This window comes from Streptomyces broussonetiae (assembly GCF_009796285.1).
GTDB lineage: Bacteria > Actinomycetota > Actinomycetes > Streptomycetales > Streptomycetaceae > Streptomyces > Streptomyces broussonetiae.
In genome coordinates this window covers 6,441,128-6,459,650 of sequence record NZ_CP047020.1, presented here as the reverse complement: position 1 = coordinate 6,459,650, position 18,523 = coordinate 6,441,128, and the positions used below count along the sequence as shown (strand labels likewise).

Genomic DNA, 18,523 nt, shown 5'->3' with positions numbered 1-18,523 from the left:
GTCGGTCAGCCACGGAAGTCCGCCGGGCGCTCCTGGGACGCCTCCGCCAGGGCCTTCTCGACCGCTTCGGTGCCGGCCTGCAGGCCGTAGACCGGGGTGCCCGGCTGCTGGCGCCAGGAGTCGTCGATGCCGCCCGCGTCGACGGTGTCGAAGCCGAGTTCGTCGATCAGGGCGCGGACCTTGGCCTTGGCGGCCGCGTCGTCGCCGGCGACCGGGAGCGCCATGCGGTCGGGCGCGCCGGCCTCGCGGGGGCGGTCCAGGATGTCCTGGGCGTAGGTGCCGTTGAAGGCCTTGACGACCGGGTGACCGAGGTGCTGCTCGGTCCAGCGGCTCTCGGTCAGCCCGTCGTCCTCGATCGCCGCGATGCGGCCGTCGCGCTGCTGCGGGTAGTAGTTGCCGGTGTCGATCACCGCCGCGTCCTTCGCCGCGCCGTCGAGCACGCCCGCGGGGAGGTTCGGGACCGCCTTCAGCGGGACCGTGACGACCACGATCTCGGCGCCCCTGGCCGCCTCCTCGACCCGTACCGCGCTCGCGCCGGTCTGCGCGGCCAGCTCCCCGAGCGTCTCGGGACCGCGGGAGTTGGCCACGGAGACGTCGTGGCCGAGGGCGGTGAGGCGCCGGGTGAGGTTGCCGCCGATGTTGCCCGCGCCGATGATGCCGATCTTCATGACACGCCTTCCGGGGTAGTTCGATGCATGTGCATACTTCGGATACCCCCGACAACTCCTCGGGTGTCGGTGCTATTCCGGGATTGCGGCAATGGCGTGAATCCGCTCAGAGGCGTACGACGATCTTGCCCATGTGGCGGTCGGACTCCAGGAGCGCGAGGTCGGTTCACGGGCACGCTCGCCTCGGGCGACGGCCTCGAAGGCACCGGTGGCACCCCGCTCGTGGCCTGTGCGCAGGCACTCGCGGGCGCCGGGCACCCGGTGAGGTACGGGGCGTGGTGGAGCAGCCGGACGTGGACGGCGAGGTGGTCGCCTACGCCGAGTGCCGGGTCGGCGACCGGGTCCTGTGGGGCGCGGGCCGGGGCGCCCGCGGTCCCGAGGCCTCGGTGCAGGCGGTGCTGTCCGCGGTGAACCGGGCGGTGGCCCGGTGAGCGAGGTGCTGCGCGCGCAGAGAGGGGACCGCAGAACGAAGGGGGTGCCCCGCCGCCGGAGGATTCCGTCCGGCCGGGGCACCCCCTCGGGCGCGTCACCTGCGCGTCACTTGTTCAGGTAGGCCCAGAACTCGTCGAACGACAGGACCTTGTCGCCGTTCAGGTCGCGCTGCTTGATGAGGGACTCCGCCACCGTCTCGGTGACGTTCCAGTCGCCCCCCTCGGCCAGGGCCTGCTTGAACTCGGCGGCGGTGATGAATCCGTCACCGTTCGCGTCGATCCGCTCGAACTGCTTGCGTGCTTCCTCGATGTCCGCCACCGATCCGCCCCTTTTGCTCGTGTTTCTCATGCCGTGCTGGCGTACTGACGCTGGTCAGATTAACGGCCCGGCCAGGCCCTCAGCGCCGCGACCACCCAGCCGACCTCCTCCTGGAACCTCGGCGGCTCCGACTCGCCCTTGATCACGGCCGCCAACTCCCGGTAGCGGGCCACCTCGTTGCCGAGGTCGATACGGCGGAGCACGGCCGCACGGTCGGTGCCCTCGCCGAGCAGTTCGGTCAGGACCGCGTCCGCCTCGGGCGACTCGGGTGCCACGCCCCGCTCCCGTGCCCCACCGGCCAGCTCGACCAGCCGCTTGAAGAACGTCGCGGAGGCGCCGGCCGGGGTGTCCGGGGTGCGATCGGCGGCGTTGTACTCGATCATCCGGCGCATCGCGGCCCGGAAATCGGGGTTCTGCAGCAGTTCCGCCAGCTCCACCCAGGCGTCGACCTGCTGCGGTGTCGGGTCGTCGGGCAACTGCACGCCGATGCTGCGGGTCCGCTCGCGGATCCACGGGTCGGCCGTGTCCAGCCCGTGGAAGATCTCCTCCACGAAGTCGTCCACGATCTGCTGCCGCTGCGCCGCGGACAGCCGGGCGAGCTTGTTCATCAGGGTCATCTCCTTGGCCGTCGAGCCTCTCCTGGCGACCGTCGACAGCACGGCCCGGGTCACCTTCAGCGCCCTGATCTGCGCGTCCAGCGCCACCACATGCGTGGCCGCCACCTCGGCCACCGAACGCTCCCCGGCCAGCACCCGGCGCACGTCCGCGAGGCCGAGCCCCAGCTCGCGCAGCGTGCGGATCAGCTCCAGGCGGGCCACACAGGCGGTGTCGTAGAGCCGGTAGCCGCCCGAGGAACGGGCCATGGGGGTGAGCACGCCCTCGTCGGACCAGTAGCGGATGGTGCGCACGGTCAGCCCGGTGACCCGGGCCAGCTCGCCGATGGTGAGGAGTCCGGTGCCGTCGTCGGTCATGTCTGGGAGTCTGGGCCTTCCAGTGGGTGGAGACTCAAGGAGCGGGCGCCTGTGACCTTGCGGGACATTCTGGATGCGGCGGCGCGGGGCGTCTTCCCGCCGGCGGACGGCCGTACGGTGGTGGTGCCGCAGCCGTCGGCCCGGGACGCGGGGGCGCTGTCCTTCACGGCCCACGCGGTCGTCTTCACCGACGAGGATCCGGCCTGGGTACGGGCGACACTGCGCGCCCTGGACGGCGACCCCCTGTCGGCGGCGACGAGCCCGCGCTTCCTCTGCGCCCTCATGGACCGCACCGGCCGTTCCTGTGACGTCGTCGACGCGCTGCTGGTGGCCGACCCGCTGCAAGGCCGGCCGCCGCTCGCGCTGCGGGAGATCGAGGACCCCGGCCATCCCCGCGTCGCCTACGCCCGGGCCCGGCGCGACGAGGTGCGCGTCTGGCAGGCGCGGGGCGGGGTGCTGGTCCTCGGGCGCGGGGTCGCCGGGCGGCTGGAGGTGTCGGTGGAGGTGGACGAGGGGGTACGGCAGCAGGGCCTGGGGCGGCGGCTGGTGACGGCCGCGCGGCAGCTCGCCACGGAGCCGCTGTGGGCGCAGGTCTCACCCGGGAACGCCCGCAGCATGCGGGCGTTCCAGGCGGCCGGCTACCGCGCGGTGGGCGCGGAGGCGCTGTTGCTGCAGCGGGCGCTCGCCCCGCGTCAGCGGAAGACGCCGGTGTGGCCGAGCGAGTAGCGGCCCGGCTGCGGGTAGACGGCGAGTCCGTGCGGGCCGCTGCCGACCTGGATACGGGCGAGCTGCTTGCCGGTCTTCGTGTCGATGGCGTACACCTCGGAGTTGTAGCGGCCGGACAGCCACAGCACCTTGCCGTCGGCCGACACACCGCCCATGTCGGGGCTGCCGCCACCGGGCAGCCGCCACTTCTTGGTGAGCTTGTCCAGGGTGAAGTCGAAGACGGAGATGGTGCCCTCGCCCCGGTTGGAGATGTACATCTCGCGGGAGTCGCGGCTGATGTAGAGGCCGTGGCAGCCCTTGCCGGTGTAGAGGAAACGCGGCCTGGTGAAGTTGTCGCCGTCGAGGATCCACAGACCGTCGGCGACCATGTCGGCGATGTAGAACAGCTTGCCGTCCGGGGAGATCTTGACGTCCTGCGGCATCGCTCCGCGGTACGGCAGCTTCCGGTGGTCGACGACCTCCATCTTCGCGGTGTCGACCTTGAGCAGCTCACCGCTGAACTCGCAGGAGACGATGAAGTAGCGGCCGTCCGGGGAGAAGTCGGCGTGGTTGACGCCGTAGCAGTGGACCGGCACGGCCTTGACGACCTTCATGGTGTGCGCGTCACGGAAGACCAGCTGGCGGTCCATGGAGGCCATGACGACGGCGTACTTGCCGTCGGGCGTGAAGTACAGGTTGTACGGGTCGTGCACGGCCACCGCCTTGCCGGCCTTGCCGGTCTTGGGGTCGATGGGCGTGAGGCTGTTGCCGAGATCGTTGTTGACCCACAGGGTCTTGAGGTCCCAGGACGGTACGACGTGCTGGGGCTGGCGGCCGACCGGGATCGTGTCGATGACCTTGTAGGTCTCGGGGTCGATGACGGTGACGGTGTTGGAGTTGGTGTTGGGGACGTACACCCGGGAGGGGAAGTCCTTGACCACCGGGGAGAGTTGGCCCGGTCGGTCGGCGCTGTAGAGGTCCTCCGGGTTCTCCACCGGCGGCATCCCGGGCAGCACGTTCACCCGGTTCTGCCGCACCTGCGGCTGGACCGGGGGCTTGCTGCCGAGGTCCTGGTTCTCGCCTTTCGAGGATCCGGAACTGCACGCGGACAGCAGCGTCAGGGCGGTGAGGGCGGCGCCGGCGGCCAGCAGCCGGGCGGCTTTCGTGGTTCGCATCAGCTCAGCAGCTCCGTGGTGGTGACCGCGCGCAGGGCACGGCGGTCGAGTTCGTGGAGGACGTCGGGCAGGGCGGCGACGGTGCCCGGGTACCCGAAGTGCATGCTCACCACCGACCCGTTCCTGACTTCGGCGAGAACCTTGCGGGTGACGGCGGCGGCGCCAGGGCTCGTGTAGTCGAGCGAGTCGACGTCGTACGACAGCACGTGCGGGTAGCCGGCCTCGCGGGCGAGCCGGGCGACCAGCGGCGAGGCGACCGGGGACCGGGAGGGGCGGAACCAGGTCCCGATGGATCCGGTGAGCTTCTTCAGGCGGTCCGCGCAGTCGGTGATCTCCTTGCGGGCGGCGGCCTCGGGCATGGCGTTGACGGAGATGTGCCGCTGGGTGTGGTTGCCCAGGTCGTGGCCGCCGTCGAGGATCCGGCGGGCGACGTCGGGGTGTTCGTCCAGCCAGGTACCGACGGCCAGCACGGTGAGGTGGGCGCCGTGTCGTTCGGCGGTGCTCAGCAGGGAGTGGGCGATACCGGGATCGCCCTGGCCGTGGAAGGTAAGGGCGACCTGGGGGCGGGTGCGCGGGCCGTGGGTGATCTGGGCGGGCAGGCCGGGATAGGCGCGGGGGGCGGGGGCCGCCTGGGCACCGGCCGACGGGTGGCCGGCGGCGCGCGCGGTGGACGGGGACGGGGAAGCAGACGTGGAGCCCGCGGTGGCGGGTGGTCCGTCCTGGCCCGCACCGCAACCGGCGGCGAGCGCGCCGCCGGCGACGAGTCCGGCGCCCGCACGCAGCACCCCGCGTCGGTTGGTGTTGGTCACCCGGTCCATTTAAGGCGCGTTTGGTAAGAAAACCGCCGATTACCCCGAACGAGCGATGATTTCGGGTCGCCGTGAGAATGCCGCAAGGACAGCGCCATGTCCCCGCTACCGGTCGGCCACCCGCATCTCGAACCATGTCGTCTTGCCCCGCGGCAGCAGGTCCACGCCCCAGCGGTCGGAGAGCTTGTCCACGAGGAAGAGTCCGCGGCCGCTGATGTCCATCTCCTGAACCGGCATCAGACAGGGCAGCCCGCGCGAGGGATCGCGGACCTCGACCCGGATCCGGCCGGGGCGGCAGCGCATCCTGAGGCCGAAGACCCGGGCGCCGGTGTGCCGTACGGCGTTGCCGACGAGTTCCGACACGAGTAAGACCGTGTCCTCGGCCAGTCTGGGGGTAAGCCGCCAGGTGCGCAGCACGACGACCTGGGTGAGCCGGCGGGCGGTGGCCGCGGATTCCGGGCGGGACGGCAGTGGCACCTCGATCTCCGCCGGGTTTCCGAACAGTTCGAGCGCCTTCAGCGCCTGCTCGTCCTCGACCCCGGGCGACCAGCGTGCCGCGGCCGCACGACTGTGTCCCCGTGGCTGTTCGATGCCCTCCAGCCCCGCCATGCCCCCATGATGGCCGTCCGGAGGCGTCTTGGGGGCCGTTCCGGAGGAATACGCCCCCCGCACGCCCCCGCGCCCCACTCCGCGCCCGGCATATGCCGAGGGCACGCCGACGTCCGATGCAACCCGGTTGACCTGCGCGGACGGCTCGCTTCCGGGCAATCGACAGGCTTCCTCGACAGAGCAGGTTTAAGGCTGCATTAAGGCTCCCATAAACCGCTCCATCGAGGGACCCGGATGAGACGACGTGTCAATTGCAAGACGACGCACGCAAGTTGCGGGGAGGATCACACCGTGGCGCTCAGCGGAACTTGGCCTTGCCCGGCCCCTCCTCCACGAAGCTGCGCATGCCGATCTCGCGGTCCTCGGTGGCGAACAGGCCTGCGAACCAACTGCGTTCCACGGTGAGCCCGGTGTCGATGTCGGCCTCCAGGCCGGCGTCGATCGACTCCTTCGCGGCACGCAGGGCGATCGCCGGGCCCTGGGCGAGCTTCGCGGCCCACGCGCGCGCCTGCTCGTACACCTCGGCGGCCGGGACGACCCGGTCCACCAGGCCGATCTCCAGGGCCTCGGCGGCCTTGACCTGACGGCCCGTGAAGATGAGGTCCTTGGCCTTGGAGGGGCCGATCAGCCGGGGCAGCCGCTGGGTACCGCCGGCGCCCGGGATCAGGCCCAGCAGGATCTCGGGCTGGCCGAGCTTGGCGTTGTCGGCGGCGATGCGGAAGTCGGCGCACAGGGCCAGTTCGCAGCCGCCACCGAGGGCGTAGCCGGTGACGGCCGCGACGACGGGCTTGGGGATGCGGGCCACGGCCGTGAAGGCGTCCTGCAGGGCGCGGGAGCGCAGGACCATCGCGGTGTGGTCCATGTTCTGCATCTCCTTGATGTCCGCGCCCGCCGCGAACACCCGCTCGCCGCCGTAGATCACCACGGCGCGCACGTCGTCGCGGCGCGTGACCTCCTCGGCGAGTTCCTTCAGCCGGTCCTGGGTGGCGACGTCCAGCGCGTTCATCGGCGGCCGGTCGAGACGGAGGGTACCGACGCCTTCGGCGACTTCGAGATTGACGGTCATGGAGGCAGGTTAACGGGGACTAACGCGGGCGGGCCCGGTGCCGTCCGTCACAGCACCGGGCCCGCACCTCGGCGGAAGGTCACTTCTTCCAGTCGGCCCACGACATGTTCCACCCGTTGAGCCCGTTGGACGGGTCCACCGTGCGCTCGTGCGCGTGCTGGACGACGACCACGTCTCCGATGAGCGAGTGGTTGAAGAACCAGGCCGCGGGGACGGAGCCGTCGTAGCCGCCGCGCACGTCGCGCAGGCCCACGCAGCCGTGGCTGGCGTTGTAGTTGCCGAAGGCGTCGCCGCCCCAGTAGTTGCCGTGGATGAAGGTGCCGGACGTGGTCAGGCGCATGGCGTGCGGGACGTCCTTGATGTCGTACTCGCCGCCGTAGCCGACCGTCTCGCCGTTCATCCGGGTCACCGAGAGCTTCTCGCTGATGACCATCTGGCCGTTCCAGGTGTCGTAGCCGGGCTTGCCGGTGGTGACGGGGAGGGTCTTGACGACCTTGCCGTCCTGGGTGATCTTCATCGTGTGCTGCTTGGCGTCCACGACGGAGACCTGGTTGCGGCCGATGGTGAACTTCACGGTCTTGTGCTGCTTGCCGTAGACGCCGGAGCGGCCCTCGACGCCGTCGAGGTCGAGGTCGACGGTGACCTTCGTGCCTTCCTTCCAGTACTTCTCGGGGCGGAAGTCGAGGCGGTCGTTGCCGAACCAGTGGCCCTCGACGTCCACCGCGGGCTGCGTCGTGATCCTGATGGCCTTCTCGACGGCCTGCGGCTGGGTGATGCCCCGGTTGAAGTTGATGGAGAACGGCATGCCCACGCCGACGGTGGATCCGTCCTCAGGGGTGAAGTAGCCGAGGAAGGTGTTCTTGGGGGTGAGCGTGGTGAAGGTGGAGTCCTCGGCGCTCTCGCGGCCCTCGGAGTCCTTCGCGACCGCGTGCACCGTGTACTTGGTGGCGGCGGCCAGATGGGTCGACGGCGTCCAGGACGCGCCCCCGCCGGTGATGCTGCCGTCGATCTTCGTGCCCTTGCCGTCCTTGACGGTCACCTCGGTCAGCTTGCCCCGGGCGGCGTCGACCTTGAGCGCGCCGCTCGTGTCGACGCCGGTGGCGCCGGACCTGGGCGAGATGGTGACGGCTGCCGTCGACTGCTGCTTGCCCTGCTGGGTAACGGCTCCCTTGCCGTCGTCCGCCCCCTTGCCGCCGCCCCCGCCGCAGGCCGCGAGCGACAGCACCAGGGCCCCGGATATCAGCGCGAGACCCGTACCGCCCCGCCGTCCCCCACGGCCTCGCCGCCCCGTCGCCGACGCCCCCGATATTGGCCGCACGTTCAAGTCGTCTCCCCTCGTCGGGCCTGGCCTGGCCCGCTCCCCACCACACTGGTGCGCGCATATTAGCCGCCTGGTTTTGAGCAGGGTGTCAGGCGAATGTCACCGTTGCGTCGCAACTTCCGCCCGCCACCGCGGCCCCGGCCCAAGGCCCCTCACCTGGTTACTTCACCGCGCTGCCCGCCTTCCACTCCTTCCAGGTCATGTTCCAGCCGCCCAGGCCGTTGTCCGCGGCGACCGTCCTGTCGTTGCTGCCCACGACCTCGACCACGTCACCGACGAGACTGCGGTCGAAGAACCAGCCCGCGGGCGTGTCCGAACTGCCGCCCTTGACGTCCATGAGACCCACGCACCCGTGACTGACGTTGACGTGCCCGGGGGCGTCCGGCGACCAGTAGTTGCCGTGCACGTAGGTCCCGGAGTTGGTGAGCTTCATGGCGTGCGGGACGTCGGGAATGTCGTACTCGCCGCCGAAGCCGACCGTGTGGCTGTTCATACGGGTGATGTCCTGCATGTCCATCACCACCATCCTGCCGTTGTACGTCGGGTGCTGCGGGGCGCCCGCGGTGATCGGCACGGTGGCGAGCAACTGGCCGTCGCGCCGCACCGACATGGTGTGCCTCCTGGCGTCCACGACGGAGACCTGGCTGCGGCCCACGGTGAAGGCGAAGGTCTTGTCCTGCAACCCGTAGACACCGGGCGCCCCTTGGACGTCCCGCAGGTTCAGGTCGACGGTGACCTCGGTGCCGGGTTTCCAGTACTGCTCCGGGCGGAAGTCCAGACGGCTCCTGCCGAACCAGTGCGGGCGGATCTCGACGGGCGGCTGCGCGCTGACACGGACGGCGCGTTCGACGGCGGCACGGTCGGCGACCTCCCCGCTGAAGGAGAGGGAGACGATCACGCCGGTGCCGACGGTGGCGCGGTTCTCGGGCGTGACGTAGGCGATGAACCGCCGGTCGGGGACGAGGGTGGTGAAGGTGGTGTGCCGGGCCGTGCGGCGGCCGTCGGCGTCGTCCGCCACCACGTCGACGGTGTACTTCGCGGCGAGCGCGAGCCGGTCGTCGTCGGGCTGCCAGGTCTGCCCGTCGGTGCTGATGCGGCCGGGGACCGCGGAGTCCTGTGCGTCCTGCGACTTGACGACGAGCACCTTCTCCAGCCGCCCGTCCGGCACCTCGATGCGCAGCCGCTGGTCCGGGCGGACGTCCTTGCCGCCGTCGTCGGGGCTGATGTGGATGACGTCCCCGGGTGCGGGGGGATCACCGAACGTCCCGCCCGGGCCGAACGGGTCCTTGGTACAGCCCGCCAGCAGTGCCGCCCCTGTCAGTACCGCGGCCAGCGCGGCCCCCGCGCGCCGTGCGCGTCCTTGTACGTGCCTCACGCAGGACTCAACGACCGGGCCCGCTCGGGGGAAACGTGAGTGCGACGCACGCGCTGGGCAGAAAAGAGGGAAGGACGACACGTTGGGGAGCCGCCGCGCCCGCACCGGAGCCGTAAGGGGCGCAGCCGTACCGGAGAGCCGAGCGTGGCTGCTCTCCGGTACGGCGCACTGCGCCGCCCCCGGGCTGAAAGAGGGACCGACAGGTGACGAGCGCAGCAAAGCGGCGGGCACCGGCCGGGGACCCGGCCGTCGGGAGCGGCCGGCAACCGGCCGTGGTGAACGGCACCCGGCACGCCGTGCCGCCGGTCCCGATGGTCTGGCCGGGCGCGCCGACGCCGCTGGGGGCCCGGTTCCGGGTCGGCCCGGACGGGGTCGCGGGCACCAACTTCGCGCTGTGGGCGGCCGGGGCGGAGGCGGTCAGGGTGTGCCTGTTCGACGAGCACGGCCGGGAGACCCGGATCCGGCTGGCCGAACTGACGCACGAGATCTGGCACTGCTTCGTGCCCGGGGTGATGCCGGGCCAGCGATACGGCTACCGGGTGGACGGCCCATGGGACCCGTGGACCGGCGCGCGCTGGAACCCGGCCAAGCTGCTGCTGGACCCGTACGCGCGCGCGGTGGACGGCGCCGCGGGCAACGACTACAGCAGCCTGCCGCCGGAGGTGTACGGGCACGTGCGGGACTGGCCCGAGCAGCATGTCGCCGACACCGTGCGCGACGACCGGGACTCGGCGCCGTACGTGCCCAAGGGCGTCGTCGTCGACGATGACGACGACTGGGAGGACGACCGGCGGCCCAAGACCCCGTGGGCCGACTCCGTCATCTACGAACTGCATGTGCGCGGCTTCACCAAGCTGCACCCCGCGGTTCCGCACGAGCTGCGCGGCACCTACGCCGGCCTCGCGCACCCCGCCGTCCTCGAGCACCTGGTGAAACTGGGCGTGACCGCCGTGGAACTCCTCCCGGTCCACCAGTTCGCCCACGAGGACCACCTGCTGCGCAGGGGCCTGCGGAACTACTGGGGCTACAACTCCATCGGCTACTTCGCCCCGCACGCCGGCTACGCGGCCTCCGGTACGACGGGCCAGCAGGTCGGTGAGTTCAAACGGATGGTGCGCGCGCTGCACGCGGCCGGCATCGAGGTGATCCTCGACGTGGTCTACAACCACACGGCGGAAGCGGGCGAGTTGGGGCCGACCCTTTCGCTGAAGGGCATCGACAACCGCGGCTACTACCGCCTCCAGGACGACGCCCGCCGCTACGCCGACTACACCGGGTGCGGCAACACCCTGCACGTCGTCCAGCCCCAGGTGCTGCGCCTGATCACCGACTCGCTGCGCTACTGGGTGACCGAGATGGGCGTGGACGGCTTCCGCTTCGACCTCGCGGCGGCGCTGGCCCGCTCGATGCACGACGTCGACATGCTCTCCCCCTTCCTGGCGGTCATCGCCCAGGACCCGGTCCTCAGGCGCGTCAAGCTGATCGCCGAGCCCTGGGACATCGGCTCGGGCGGCTACCAGGTGGGCGCGTTCCCGCCGCTGTGGACCGAGTGGAACGACCGCTACCGGGGCGCCGTCCGCGACTTCTGGCGGCACGCCCTGCCCGACGTGCGGGAGATGGGCTACCGCCTGTCCGGCTCCAGCGACCTGTACGCCTGGGGCGGCCGGCGCCCGTACGCCTCGGTCAACTTCGTCACCGCGCACGACGGGTTCACCCTGCGCGACCTGGTGTCGTACGAGCGCAAGCACAACGAGGCCAACGGCGAGGACAACCGCGACGGCAGCGACGACAACCGCTCCTGGAACTGCGGGGCGGAGGGCGAGACGCGGGACGAACGGGTGCGCGCCCTGCGCCGGCGCCAGTTGCGCAATCTGCTGACGACACTGCTGCTGTCCACCGGCGTGCCCATGCTGGTGGCGGGCGACGAACTCGGGCGCACCCAGCGCGGCAACAACAACGCCTACTGCCAGGACAACGAGGTCGGCTGGGTGGACTGGTCGCTGCTGGCGGAGCCGGGCTGGCGGGCGCTGTGCGACCTGACCTCCCGCCTGATCGCCCTGCGCCACCGGCATCCGGTGCTGCACCGCCGGGCCTTCTTCTCCGGCCGGGCGCACTCGGACGGGCTGCGCGATCTGGCCTGGTTCACCGCACGGGGTGCGGAGATGACCGAGGGCGACTGGTACGCGCCCGCGGCCACGCTCGGCATGTACCTCTCGGGGCAGGACATCCCGGGCCGGGACGAGCGGGGCGCGCCGGTCCTGGACGACAGCTTCCTCGCGGTGCTGCACGCGGGCGAGTCACCGACGGGGTTCGTGCTGCCGGGCCCGCCGTGGGCCGAGCGGTACGAGGTGGTCGTGGACACCTCCCGGGAGGACCAGGCCGAGCCGCCGGGCACGGTGCATCCGGCGGGGACGGAGATCACGGTGCCGCAACGGTGCGTGCTGCTGCTGCGGGTGCGGTGAAGGTGAGCCGGGGGCGTCCGAGCCCGTGTGAGGCCTGCGCGTGACACGGATCACGCCCGCCCGGTGCAGCACCTCCGGAAGCCCAGGGCCCGTGCAGTGCACGCTGCTCGGTATCGCGGCCGTCGCCTCCGGGTCGTACGCGGGGTACGTGCTGTTCGAGCTGGGGGTGCCGTGATCCTGAGGGCCCGTTCCGGGCGACGGCCGCACAGGAGGGGCCGGTTCCGCGCGGAGGAGGAACCGGCCCCTGCGTGTGGGGTGCGGCTCAGCTCAGGCCGAGGCTGGACAGGGCGGTCGTCCAGTCGGTCATCATGGCGTTCTGCGCGTCGGTGAGGCCGACCTGACCGGCGCAGACGGCCTTCTTCAGCTTGTTCTCGACGGTGTCCTTGTCCATCGAGGTCTCATTGCCGTAGTGCGGCTCGGGCCAGAGGTTCTGCTCGCTCCTCGGGGCGCCGCCGAGTTCGAGCGGGACGAAGTGGTCCTCCTCGTAGTCCGAGAGGCTGGTGTCGGAGTAGCCGTACTCGACGATCTGCTTCTTCTTCAGCGCGGTGGTGTAGGAGCTGGGCGGCCGCACGGTCGCGGTCCAGCCGGAGACGCAGATGGTCGAGCCGATGGTGCTCTGGGTGACGTCGGGGTTGAGGGCGCCGGGCGTACAGACCGGATCGGGCAGGGGGAGGTAGGCCTGGCTGCAACTGGCGGCGTGCGCGGAGCCGGTGGTGACGGTGAGGCCCGCGGCGGCGAGGGCGAGGCTCGCGAGGGCGGTCGTCAGGGGCCGCGATATTCGGGACATGTGGGGGTCTCCCGGTGGGGGTGCCCGGCAGAAGTCCGGGCGGTCGTGAGCATGACAGCACCGGGATCATCTATGCGGGTAGACCTCTTTGCCCGACCGAGGGCCCCTTTGGTTGAACGTTTGTCCACACGGAAGCAGTGAGTGGAGAAGCCTTGACGCGGACTTGACGGCGCGGCCGAAGAGAGGCCCCTCAGGCGCGGCCGAGGCCGCGTGACGTATCGTCAACCACCCACCATAGCCTGCGTGAACGCCCACTGAACAGAGTGGCCCCGCCGCCCTCGGGCCACCCGTCCGCCACCCTCAGGCCAGGCTGTCCCGCCACGCCTTGTGCAGGCCTGCGAACCGGCCCGTGCCGGCGATCAGTTCGGCCGGGCGGCCGTCCTCGACGATGCGGCCGTGTTCCATCACCAGGACGCGGTCCGCTATCTCGACCGTGGACAGTCGGTGGGCGATCACCACCGCCGTACGGCCGCGCAGCACCGTCGCCATCGCCCGCTGGACGGCCCGCTCGCCCGGGATGTCCAGGGAGCTGGTCGCCTCGTCCAGGATCAGTACCGCCGGGTCGGCGAGCAACACCCGGGCGAAGGAGACCAGTTGGCGCTGCCCGGCCGAGATGCGCCCGCCGCGCTTGCGCACGTCGGTGTCGTAGCCGTCGGGCAGGGCGCGGATGAACTCGTGGGCGCCGATCGCCTCGGCCGCCCGTTCGATCTCCTCGCGGGGGGCGTCGGGCCGGCCGAGGGCGATGTTGTCCGCGACCGTCCCGGAGAACAGGAACGCCTCCTGGGTCACCATGACCACCCCACGCCGCAGTTCGGGCCCGGACAGCTCGCGCAGATCGACCCCGTCCAGCAGGACCCGGCCGTCGGAGGGGTCGTAGAAGCGGGCGAGGAGCTTGGCGAGCGTGGACTTGCCCGCGCCCGTGGCGCCGACCACGGCGACCGTCTGCCCGGCGGGCAGGGTCAGATCGAAGCGGGGCAGCACCTCACCGCCGGTGCGGTAGCCGAACGCGACCGCGTCGAAGACGACCTCGCGGCCCGGCAACCCGCCCTTGAGCGGCGGGAGTTCACGGGGCGCTGTCGGCTCCGGGACGGACGGGGTCCGGGCCAGCAGCCCGGCTATCTTCTCCAGGGAGGCGACGGCCGACTGGTAGGAGTTCAGGAACATCCCCAGCCGGTCGATCGGGTCGTACAGCCGCCGCAGGTAGAGCACGGCGGCCGCGAGGACGCCCAGTTCGAGCGAGCCGCTCGCCACCCGGTAGGCACCCCACAGCACGATCCCCGCGACCGCCGTGTTGGCCACCAGCCGGGAGCCGACCACATAGCGGGCCATCTCCAGCAGGGCGTCGCCGTTGGTGCCTGCGTGGCGCCGGTTCAGGACGGCGAACTCGGCGTCGTTCACCGCCTCCCGGCGAAACGCTCGCACCGGGCGGATGCCGTTCATCGTCTCCACGAACTTCACGATCAGCGCGGCGATCGCCGTGGACCGGGCACGGTAGACCCGGCCCGCGCGCCGCTGGTAGCTGCGCACCAGCAGGTACAGCGGCACGAAGGAGGCCACCGCGACCGCGCCCAGGCCGAGGTCGAGCCACAGCAGCAGCGCGCAGATGTAGACGAAGGACAGGACGACGGTCACCAGTTCCTGGAGCCCGTCGTTCAGCAGCTCACGCAACGACTCGACGTCCGTCGTGGCACGCGAGATCAGCCGGCCCGAGGTGTAGCGCTCGTGGAAGTCGACGCTCAGCGCCTGCGCATGCCCGAAGATCCGGCCGCGCAGGTCCAGCAGTGCGTCCTGGCTGACCCGGGCCGAGGTCTCGATGAACGCACTCTGCAGTGCACCGGAGAGCAGCGCGCACAGCAGGTAGCCGACGGCCACCGCGATCAGCGGGCCGTGGCGGTGCTCGCGGAAGGCGGGTACGGCGGTGTCGATGGTGTACGCCACCAGCAGCGGGCCCGCCTGCACCGCCGCCTGCTGGAGCAGCAGCAGGACCGTCGTCCACACGGCCCGGCCCTTCATGGGCGCGAGCAGCGAGCGCAACAGGGCGGCCATGGCGCCGGGTTCGGTGGGCAGCAGGTCCCGGTCGAAGACGTCGCCGTCCTCGCCGTGGCCCTCGCCCCGGGGGCCGGGACGTGCGCCGTCCTCGGCCGCGGGGCTGGAGGCGGTCGTGGTGGTCAACGGGAGTCCTCCGTGTCGCCAGGGTCTGCGGCCATCAGATGCGCGTACTCGGCGTTGGTGCGCAGCAGTTCGTGGTGCGTGCCGACGGCGGCGATCCGGCCGCCCGAGAGCAGGGCGACCCGGTCGGCGAGCAGCACCGTGGAGGGGCGGTGGGCCACGATCAGCGCGGTGGTGTCGGCGAGAACCTCGCGCAGCGCGGCCTCCACGGCCGCCTCCGTGTGCACGTCCAGGGCGGACAGCGGATCGTCCAGCACCAGGAACCGCGGTCTGCCGACCACCGCGCGGGCCAGTGCGAGCCGCTGGCGCTGGCCGCCGGACAGACTCAGGCCCTGCTCGCCGACGCGGGTGTCGAAACCGTGCGGGAGGGCGTGTACGAAGCCGGCCTGCGCCACGCCCAGCGCACGGTCCAACTCTGCCTGGCCGGCGCCCGGTCGGGCGCCCATCAGGACGTTCTCGCCGACGCTCGCCGAGAAGAGGGTGGGCTCCTCGAAGGCCACGGCGACCTTGGTGCGCAGCTCCTGCCTGGCCATCTCGGCGATGTCCACGCCGTCGAGGGTGATACGGCCCGAGGTGACCTCGTGCAGCCGCGGTACGAGCGCGGTGAGTGTGGTCTTGCCGCTGCCGGTGGCTCCGACGAGGGCCATGGACTCGCCGGGACGTATGTGGAGGTCTATGCGGGTCAGCAGGGGCGGGGAGCCGGGAGGCGCGTCGGGGTAGCGGAACTGGACGTTCTCGAAGCGGAGTCCGGAACCCCGACCGGGGGCCGCCCCGGAACCCGGACCGGGGGCCGCCCCGGCGGCACGACCGCCCGCGGCCGTGCCGGCCTCCGGCACCTCGTCCATCACCTCGAAGAACCGCTCGGTCGCCGTGGCCGCCTCCTGGCTCATCGCCAGCAGGAAACCGATGGAGTCCACGGGCCACCGCAGGGCGAGGGCCGTGCTCAGGAAGGCCACCAGCGTTCCCGCCGACAGCCCGCCGTCGGCCACCCGCACGGCGCCCAGCACCAGCGCCGCCCCGATCGCCATCTCGGGCAGGGTCACGATGACGCCCCAGATGACGGCCAGCAGCCGCGCCTTGCGCAGCTCGGTGCCGCGCAGGGTCCCCGACAACTCGCGAAACGCCCGCGCCTGGCTGCGGTGGCGGCCGAAGCCCTTGATGACGCGGATGCCGAGCACGCTCTCCTCGACCACCGTCGTCAGGTCGCCGACCTGGTCCTGTGCCCGCCGCGACACCGCTGCGTAGCGCCGCTCGAAGACCGCACAGGTCCACATCACGGGGATCGCGGGCCCGAGGATGACCAGCCCCAGCACCCAGTCCTGGGCCAGCATGATCACCACGCCGACCAGGATGGTCACGCCGTTGACCAGCAAGAACACCAGCGGAAAGGAGAGGAACTGGCGCAGCAGCATCAGGTCCGTGGTGCCCCGGGACAGCAGCTGGCCCGAAGCCCAGCGGTCGTGGAAGGCCACCGGCAGCCGCTGCAGATGCCGGTACAGCGCCGCCCGCATGTCCGCCTCCACCTGCGACAGCGGGCGGGCCACCAGCCACCGGCGCAGGCCGAACAGCAGCGCCTCGGCGATGCCCAGCAGGAGCAGGTAGAGGGCGCCGAGCCACACCCCGGCCGGGTCGCGGTCCGCGACCGGTCCGTCGACCATCCACTTGAGCACGAGCGGGATCACCAGGCCGGTGCAGGAGGCGACGATCGCGACGAAGGCGGCGGTGAACAGCCGTGCTCGCATGGGCCGTACGTACGGCCACAGCCGCAGCAGCGTGCGGACGGCGGAACGTTCCTCTGTGGTGGCACGTGTCGTGGGCATCACCGCGAGCGTACGGACCGGCACCGGCGACGCCCACCGAGTTTCGGCCGGACCGGGCTCCGTCGCCGGTCCTACGACCCGGGCAGGCCCGAGGGGTCGTAGGGCGGCATCAACCGATCGGCTGATGCGGCTTCGAGCGGGCCGGCCGATGTGCCGGAGGGGGCCGGAGCGGGATTCTCGACGCATGCCATCCGTCATCGAAGTCACCGATCTGCGCAAGTCGTACGCCGGCCGGGCCGTCGTCGACGGCGTCTCCTTCACCGTCGAGGAGGGCGAGATCTTCGGGATCCTCGGCCCGAACGGCGCCGGGAAGACCACCACCGTGGAGTGCGTCGAGGGGCTGCGGGTGCCCGACGCGGGCCGCATCCGGGTCGCCGGCCTCGACCCCGTCGCCGACCACGACGAGGTCGCGCGGATCCTCGGCGCCCAGCTGCAGCAGAGCGAACTGCAGCCCAAGCTCACCGTGCGGGAGGCGCTGGAGCTGTACACCGCCTTCTACCCGAACCCGGCCGACTGGCGGCCCCTCGCCGAACGCCTGGGCCTCACGTCCAGGCTCGGCACCCGGTTCGGCAAGCTGTCCGGGGGCCAGCAGCAGCGCCTGTTCATCGCGCTGGCGCTCATCGGCAGCCCTCGCGTGGTGGTGCTCGACGAGCTGACCACCGGCCTCGACCCGCGCGCCCGCCGTGACACCTGGCAGCTCATCGAGGACGTGCGCGCGAGCGGCGTCACCGTGCTGCTCGTCACCCACTTCATGGAGGAGGCGCAACGGCTCTGCGACCGCATCGCGGTGATCGACAAGGGGCGGGTCGCGGCGCTGGACACCCCGGCCGGTCTCATCCGGCGCTCCGCCGGCGCCACCGTCGTGTCCTTCACCCCGTCCGCACCACTGGACGAGCGGGAGCTGTCCGGGCTGCCCGCGCTCGCCTCCGTCGAGCGCAAGGACGACCGGATCACCCTCACCGGCACCGACGAGACGGTCGACGCCGTCATCTCGCTGCTCGCCCGCCACCACATCACCGCCCACCAGCTGCGCGTCACCGACGCCACCCTGGACGACGCGTTCCTCGACCTGACCGAAGGCCACACCAAGGAGGCCGCGGCATGAACACCGCCGTGCTGCGCACCGAGTTCCGTCTCTTCCGCCGCGAACCCGGCGCCGTGTTCTGGATCTTCCTGTTCCCGACGCTGCTGCTGGTGATCCTCGGCTCGATCCCCTCGTTCCGTGAGGTCGACAAGTCGATGGGCGGGATCCGGCCGATCGACGCCTATGTGCCGGTGGCCGTACTGATCGCCCTGATCATGTCGGGGTTGCAGGCGCTGCCACAGGTCCTCACCGGCTACCGGGAGCGGGGCATCCTGCGCCGGATGTCCGCCACCCCGGTACGGCCCTCCGCCCTGCTGACGGCACAGATGCTCGTGCAGGGCGTGGGTGCCCTGGCCTCGGCGCTGCTCGCGATCGTGGTCGGCCGCGTCGCCTTCGACGTGACGCTGCCGCAGCAGCCGGCCGGCTATCTGCTCGCCCTGCTGCTCACGGCGGCGGCCGCGCTCGCCCTCGGCAACGTCGTGTCGGCGCTGTCGCGGACCACGAAGATCGCGAGCGCGATCGGAACGGCGGTGTTCTTCCCGATGATGTTCTGCGCGGGTGTCTGGCTGCCCATCCAGTCCATGCCGCACGCACTGGCCCGGGTGATCCAGCTGACCCCGTTCGGCGCGGCGGCCCGCGCCCTGAACGAGGCGGCCGCGGGGCACTGGCCGGGATGGGCGCACCTGGGCGTGCTCGCGCTGTGGACGGTGCTGCTCACGGCCGGTGCCGCGCGCTGGTTCCGCTGGGAGTGA

Annotated in this window: 18 protein-coding genes; 6 read left to right on the top strand and 12 right to left on the bottom strand. The window is 71.5% G+C overall.

Features of this window, described 5'->3' with window-relative positions:
* Positions 1-5 precede the first annotated feature (5 nt).
* Entirely contained in the window at positions 6-668 is a 663-nt protein-coding gene (locus GQF42_RS29890; RefSeq protein WP_158924980.1) for an NADPH-dependent F420 reductase, read from the bottom strand.
* Between the two features lie 275 nt (positions 669-943).
* On the opposite strand from GQF42_RS29890, the gene GQF42_RS29885 reads away from it, so the two are divergent.
* Positions 944-1,099: a hypothetical protein gene (locus GQF42_RS29885; protein WP_158924978.1), complete on the top strand. Its 156-nt coding sequence runs from the start codon at positions 944-946 to the stop codon at positions 1,097-1,099.
* Between the two features lie 106 nt (positions 1,100-1,205).
* Here GQF42_RS29885 and GQF42_RS29880 read toward each other — a convergent pair whose 3' ends face one another.
* Positions 1,206-1,418, bottom strand: a complete 213-nt coding sequence (locus GQF42_RS29880; RefSeq protein ID WP_158930749.1) for an EF-hand domain-containing protein — start codon at positions 1,416-1,418, stop codon at positions 1,206-1,208.
* Positions 1,419-1,477: 59 nt separating this feature from the next.
* Positions 1,478-2,389, bottom strand: a complete 912-nt coding sequence (locus GQF42_RS29875) for a helix-turn-helix domain-containing protein (protein ID WP_158924976.1) — start codon at positions 2,387-2,389, stop codon at positions 1,478-1,480.
* 51 nt (positions 2,390-2,440) lie between these two features.
* On the opposite strand from GQF42_RS29875, the gene GQF42_RS29870 reads away from it, so the two are divergent.
* Complete coding sequence (locus tag GQF42_RS29870) at positions 2,441-3,115, top strand: GNAT family N-acetyltransferase (RefSeq protein ID WP_158924974.1); 675 nt, start codon at positions 2,441-2,443, stop codon at positions 3,113-3,115.
* Here GQF42_RS29870 and GQF42_RS29865 read toward each other — a convergent pair.
* The 6 genes from GQF42_RS29865 to GQF42_RS29840 all read right to left on the bottom strand — a co-directional run bounded on the left by GQF42_RS29865 (position 3,082) and on the right by GQF42_RS29840 (position 9,449).
* Positions 3,082-4,269, bottom strand: a complete 1,188-nt coding sequence (locus GQF42_RS29865; RefSeq protein WP_158924972.1) for a YncE family protein — start codon at positions 4,267-4,269, stop codon at positions 3,082-3,084. The two genes, GQF42_RS29870 and GQF42_RS29865, sit on opposite strands and share 34 nt — an antisense overlap.
* Positions 4,269-5,087: a polysaccharide deacetylase family protein gene (locus tag GQF42_RS29860; RefSeq protein WP_158924970.1), complete on the bottom strand. Its 819-nt coding sequence runs from the start codon at positions 5,085-5,087 to the stop codon at positions 4,269-4,271. Before GQF42_RS29860 ends, GQF42_RS29865 begins: the two co-directional genes overlap by 1 nt.
* A 96-nt stretch (positions 5,088-5,183) precedes the next feature.
* Positions 5,184-5,792 (bottom strand): ATP-binding protein, encoded by a 609-nt coding sequence (locus GQF42_RS29855; protein WP_376001452.1) that lies wholly within the window; start codon positions 5,790-5,792, stop codon positions 5,184-5,186.
* Positions 5,793-5,985: 193 nt separating this feature from the next.
* The gene (locus GQF42_RS29850) at positions 5,986-6,753 is read right to left on the bottom strand and encodes an enoyl-CoA hydratase/isomerase family protein (RefSeq protein WP_158924966.1); all 768 of its coding nucleotides are present in this window, start codon (positions 6,751-6,753) and stop codon (positions 5,986-5,988) included.
* Between the two features lie 79 nt (positions 6,754-6,832).
* Complete coding sequence (locus GQF42_RS29845; protein ID WP_199272849.1) at positions 6,833-8,077, bottom strand: L,D-transpeptidase; 1,245 nt, start codon at positions 8,075-8,077, stop codon at positions 6,833-6,835.
* Between the two features lie 157 nt (positions 8,078-8,234).
* Entirely contained in the window at positions 8,235-9,449 is a 1,215-nt protein-coding gene (locus tag GQF42_RS29840; protein ID WP_158924964.1) for a L,D-transpeptidase, read from the bottom strand.
* Positions 9,450-9,652: 203 nt separating this feature from the next.
* Here GQF42_RS29840 and glgX point away from each other — a divergent pair, with 203 nt between their 5' ends.
* A complete protein-coding gene (gene glgX, locus GQF42_RS29835) occupies positions 9,653-11,911 on the top strand; it encodes a glycogen debranching protein GlgX (RefSeq protein WP_199272848.1) in 2,259 nt (752 codons plus the stop codon).
* Positions 11,912-11,951: 40 nt separating this feature from the next.
* Entirely contained in the window at positions 11,952-12,086 is a 135-nt protein-coding gene (locus GQF42_RS46995) for a hypothetical protein (RefSeq protein ID WP_267906195.1), read from the top strand.
* A gap of 87 nt (positions 12,087-12,173) precedes the next feature.
* Here GQF42_RS46995 and GQF42_RS29830 read toward each other — a convergent pair whose 3' ends face one another.
* From GQF42_RS29830 to GQF42_RS29820, 3 genes are all read right to left on the bottom strand, one after another.
* Positions 12,174-12,698, bottom strand: a complete 525-nt coding sequence (locus GQF42_RS29830; protein ID WP_158924962.1) for a hypothetical protein — start codon at positions 12,696-12,698, stop codon at positions 12,174-12,176.
* A gap of 300 nt (positions 12,699-12,998) precedes the next feature.
* Positions 12,999-14,870, bottom strand: a complete 1,872-nt coding sequence (locus GQF42_RS29825; protein WP_158924960.1) for an ABC transporter ATP-binding protein — start codon at positions 14,868-14,870, stop codon at positions 12,999-13,001.
* A complete protein-coding gene (locus tag GQF42_RS29820) occupies positions 14,867-16,687 on the bottom strand; it encodes an ABC transporter ATP-binding protein (protein ID WP_158924958.1) in 1,821 nt (606 codons plus the stop codon). The genes GQF42_RS29825 and GQF42_RS29820 overlap by 4 nt, the downstream gene beginning before the upstream one ends.
* Before the next feature lie 184 nt (positions 16,688-16,871).
* On the opposite strand from GQF42_RS29820, the gene GQF42_RS29815 reads away from it, so the two are divergent.
* Both GQF42_RS29815 and GQF42_RS29810 read left to right on the top strand, forming a co-directional pair.
* Positions 16,872-17,792 (top strand): ABC transporter ATP-binding protein, encoded by a 921-nt coding sequence (locus tag GQF42_RS29815; protein ID WP_158924956.1) that lies wholly within the window; start codon positions 16,872-16,874, stop codon positions 17,790-17,792.
* Positions 17,789-18,523, top strand: a complete 735-nt coding sequence (locus GQF42_RS29810; RefSeq protein WP_158924954.1) for an ABC transporter permease — start codon at positions 17,789-17,791, stop codon at positions 18,521-18,523. The genes GQF42_RS29815 and GQF42_RS29810 overlap by 4 nt, the downstream gene beginning before the upstream one ends.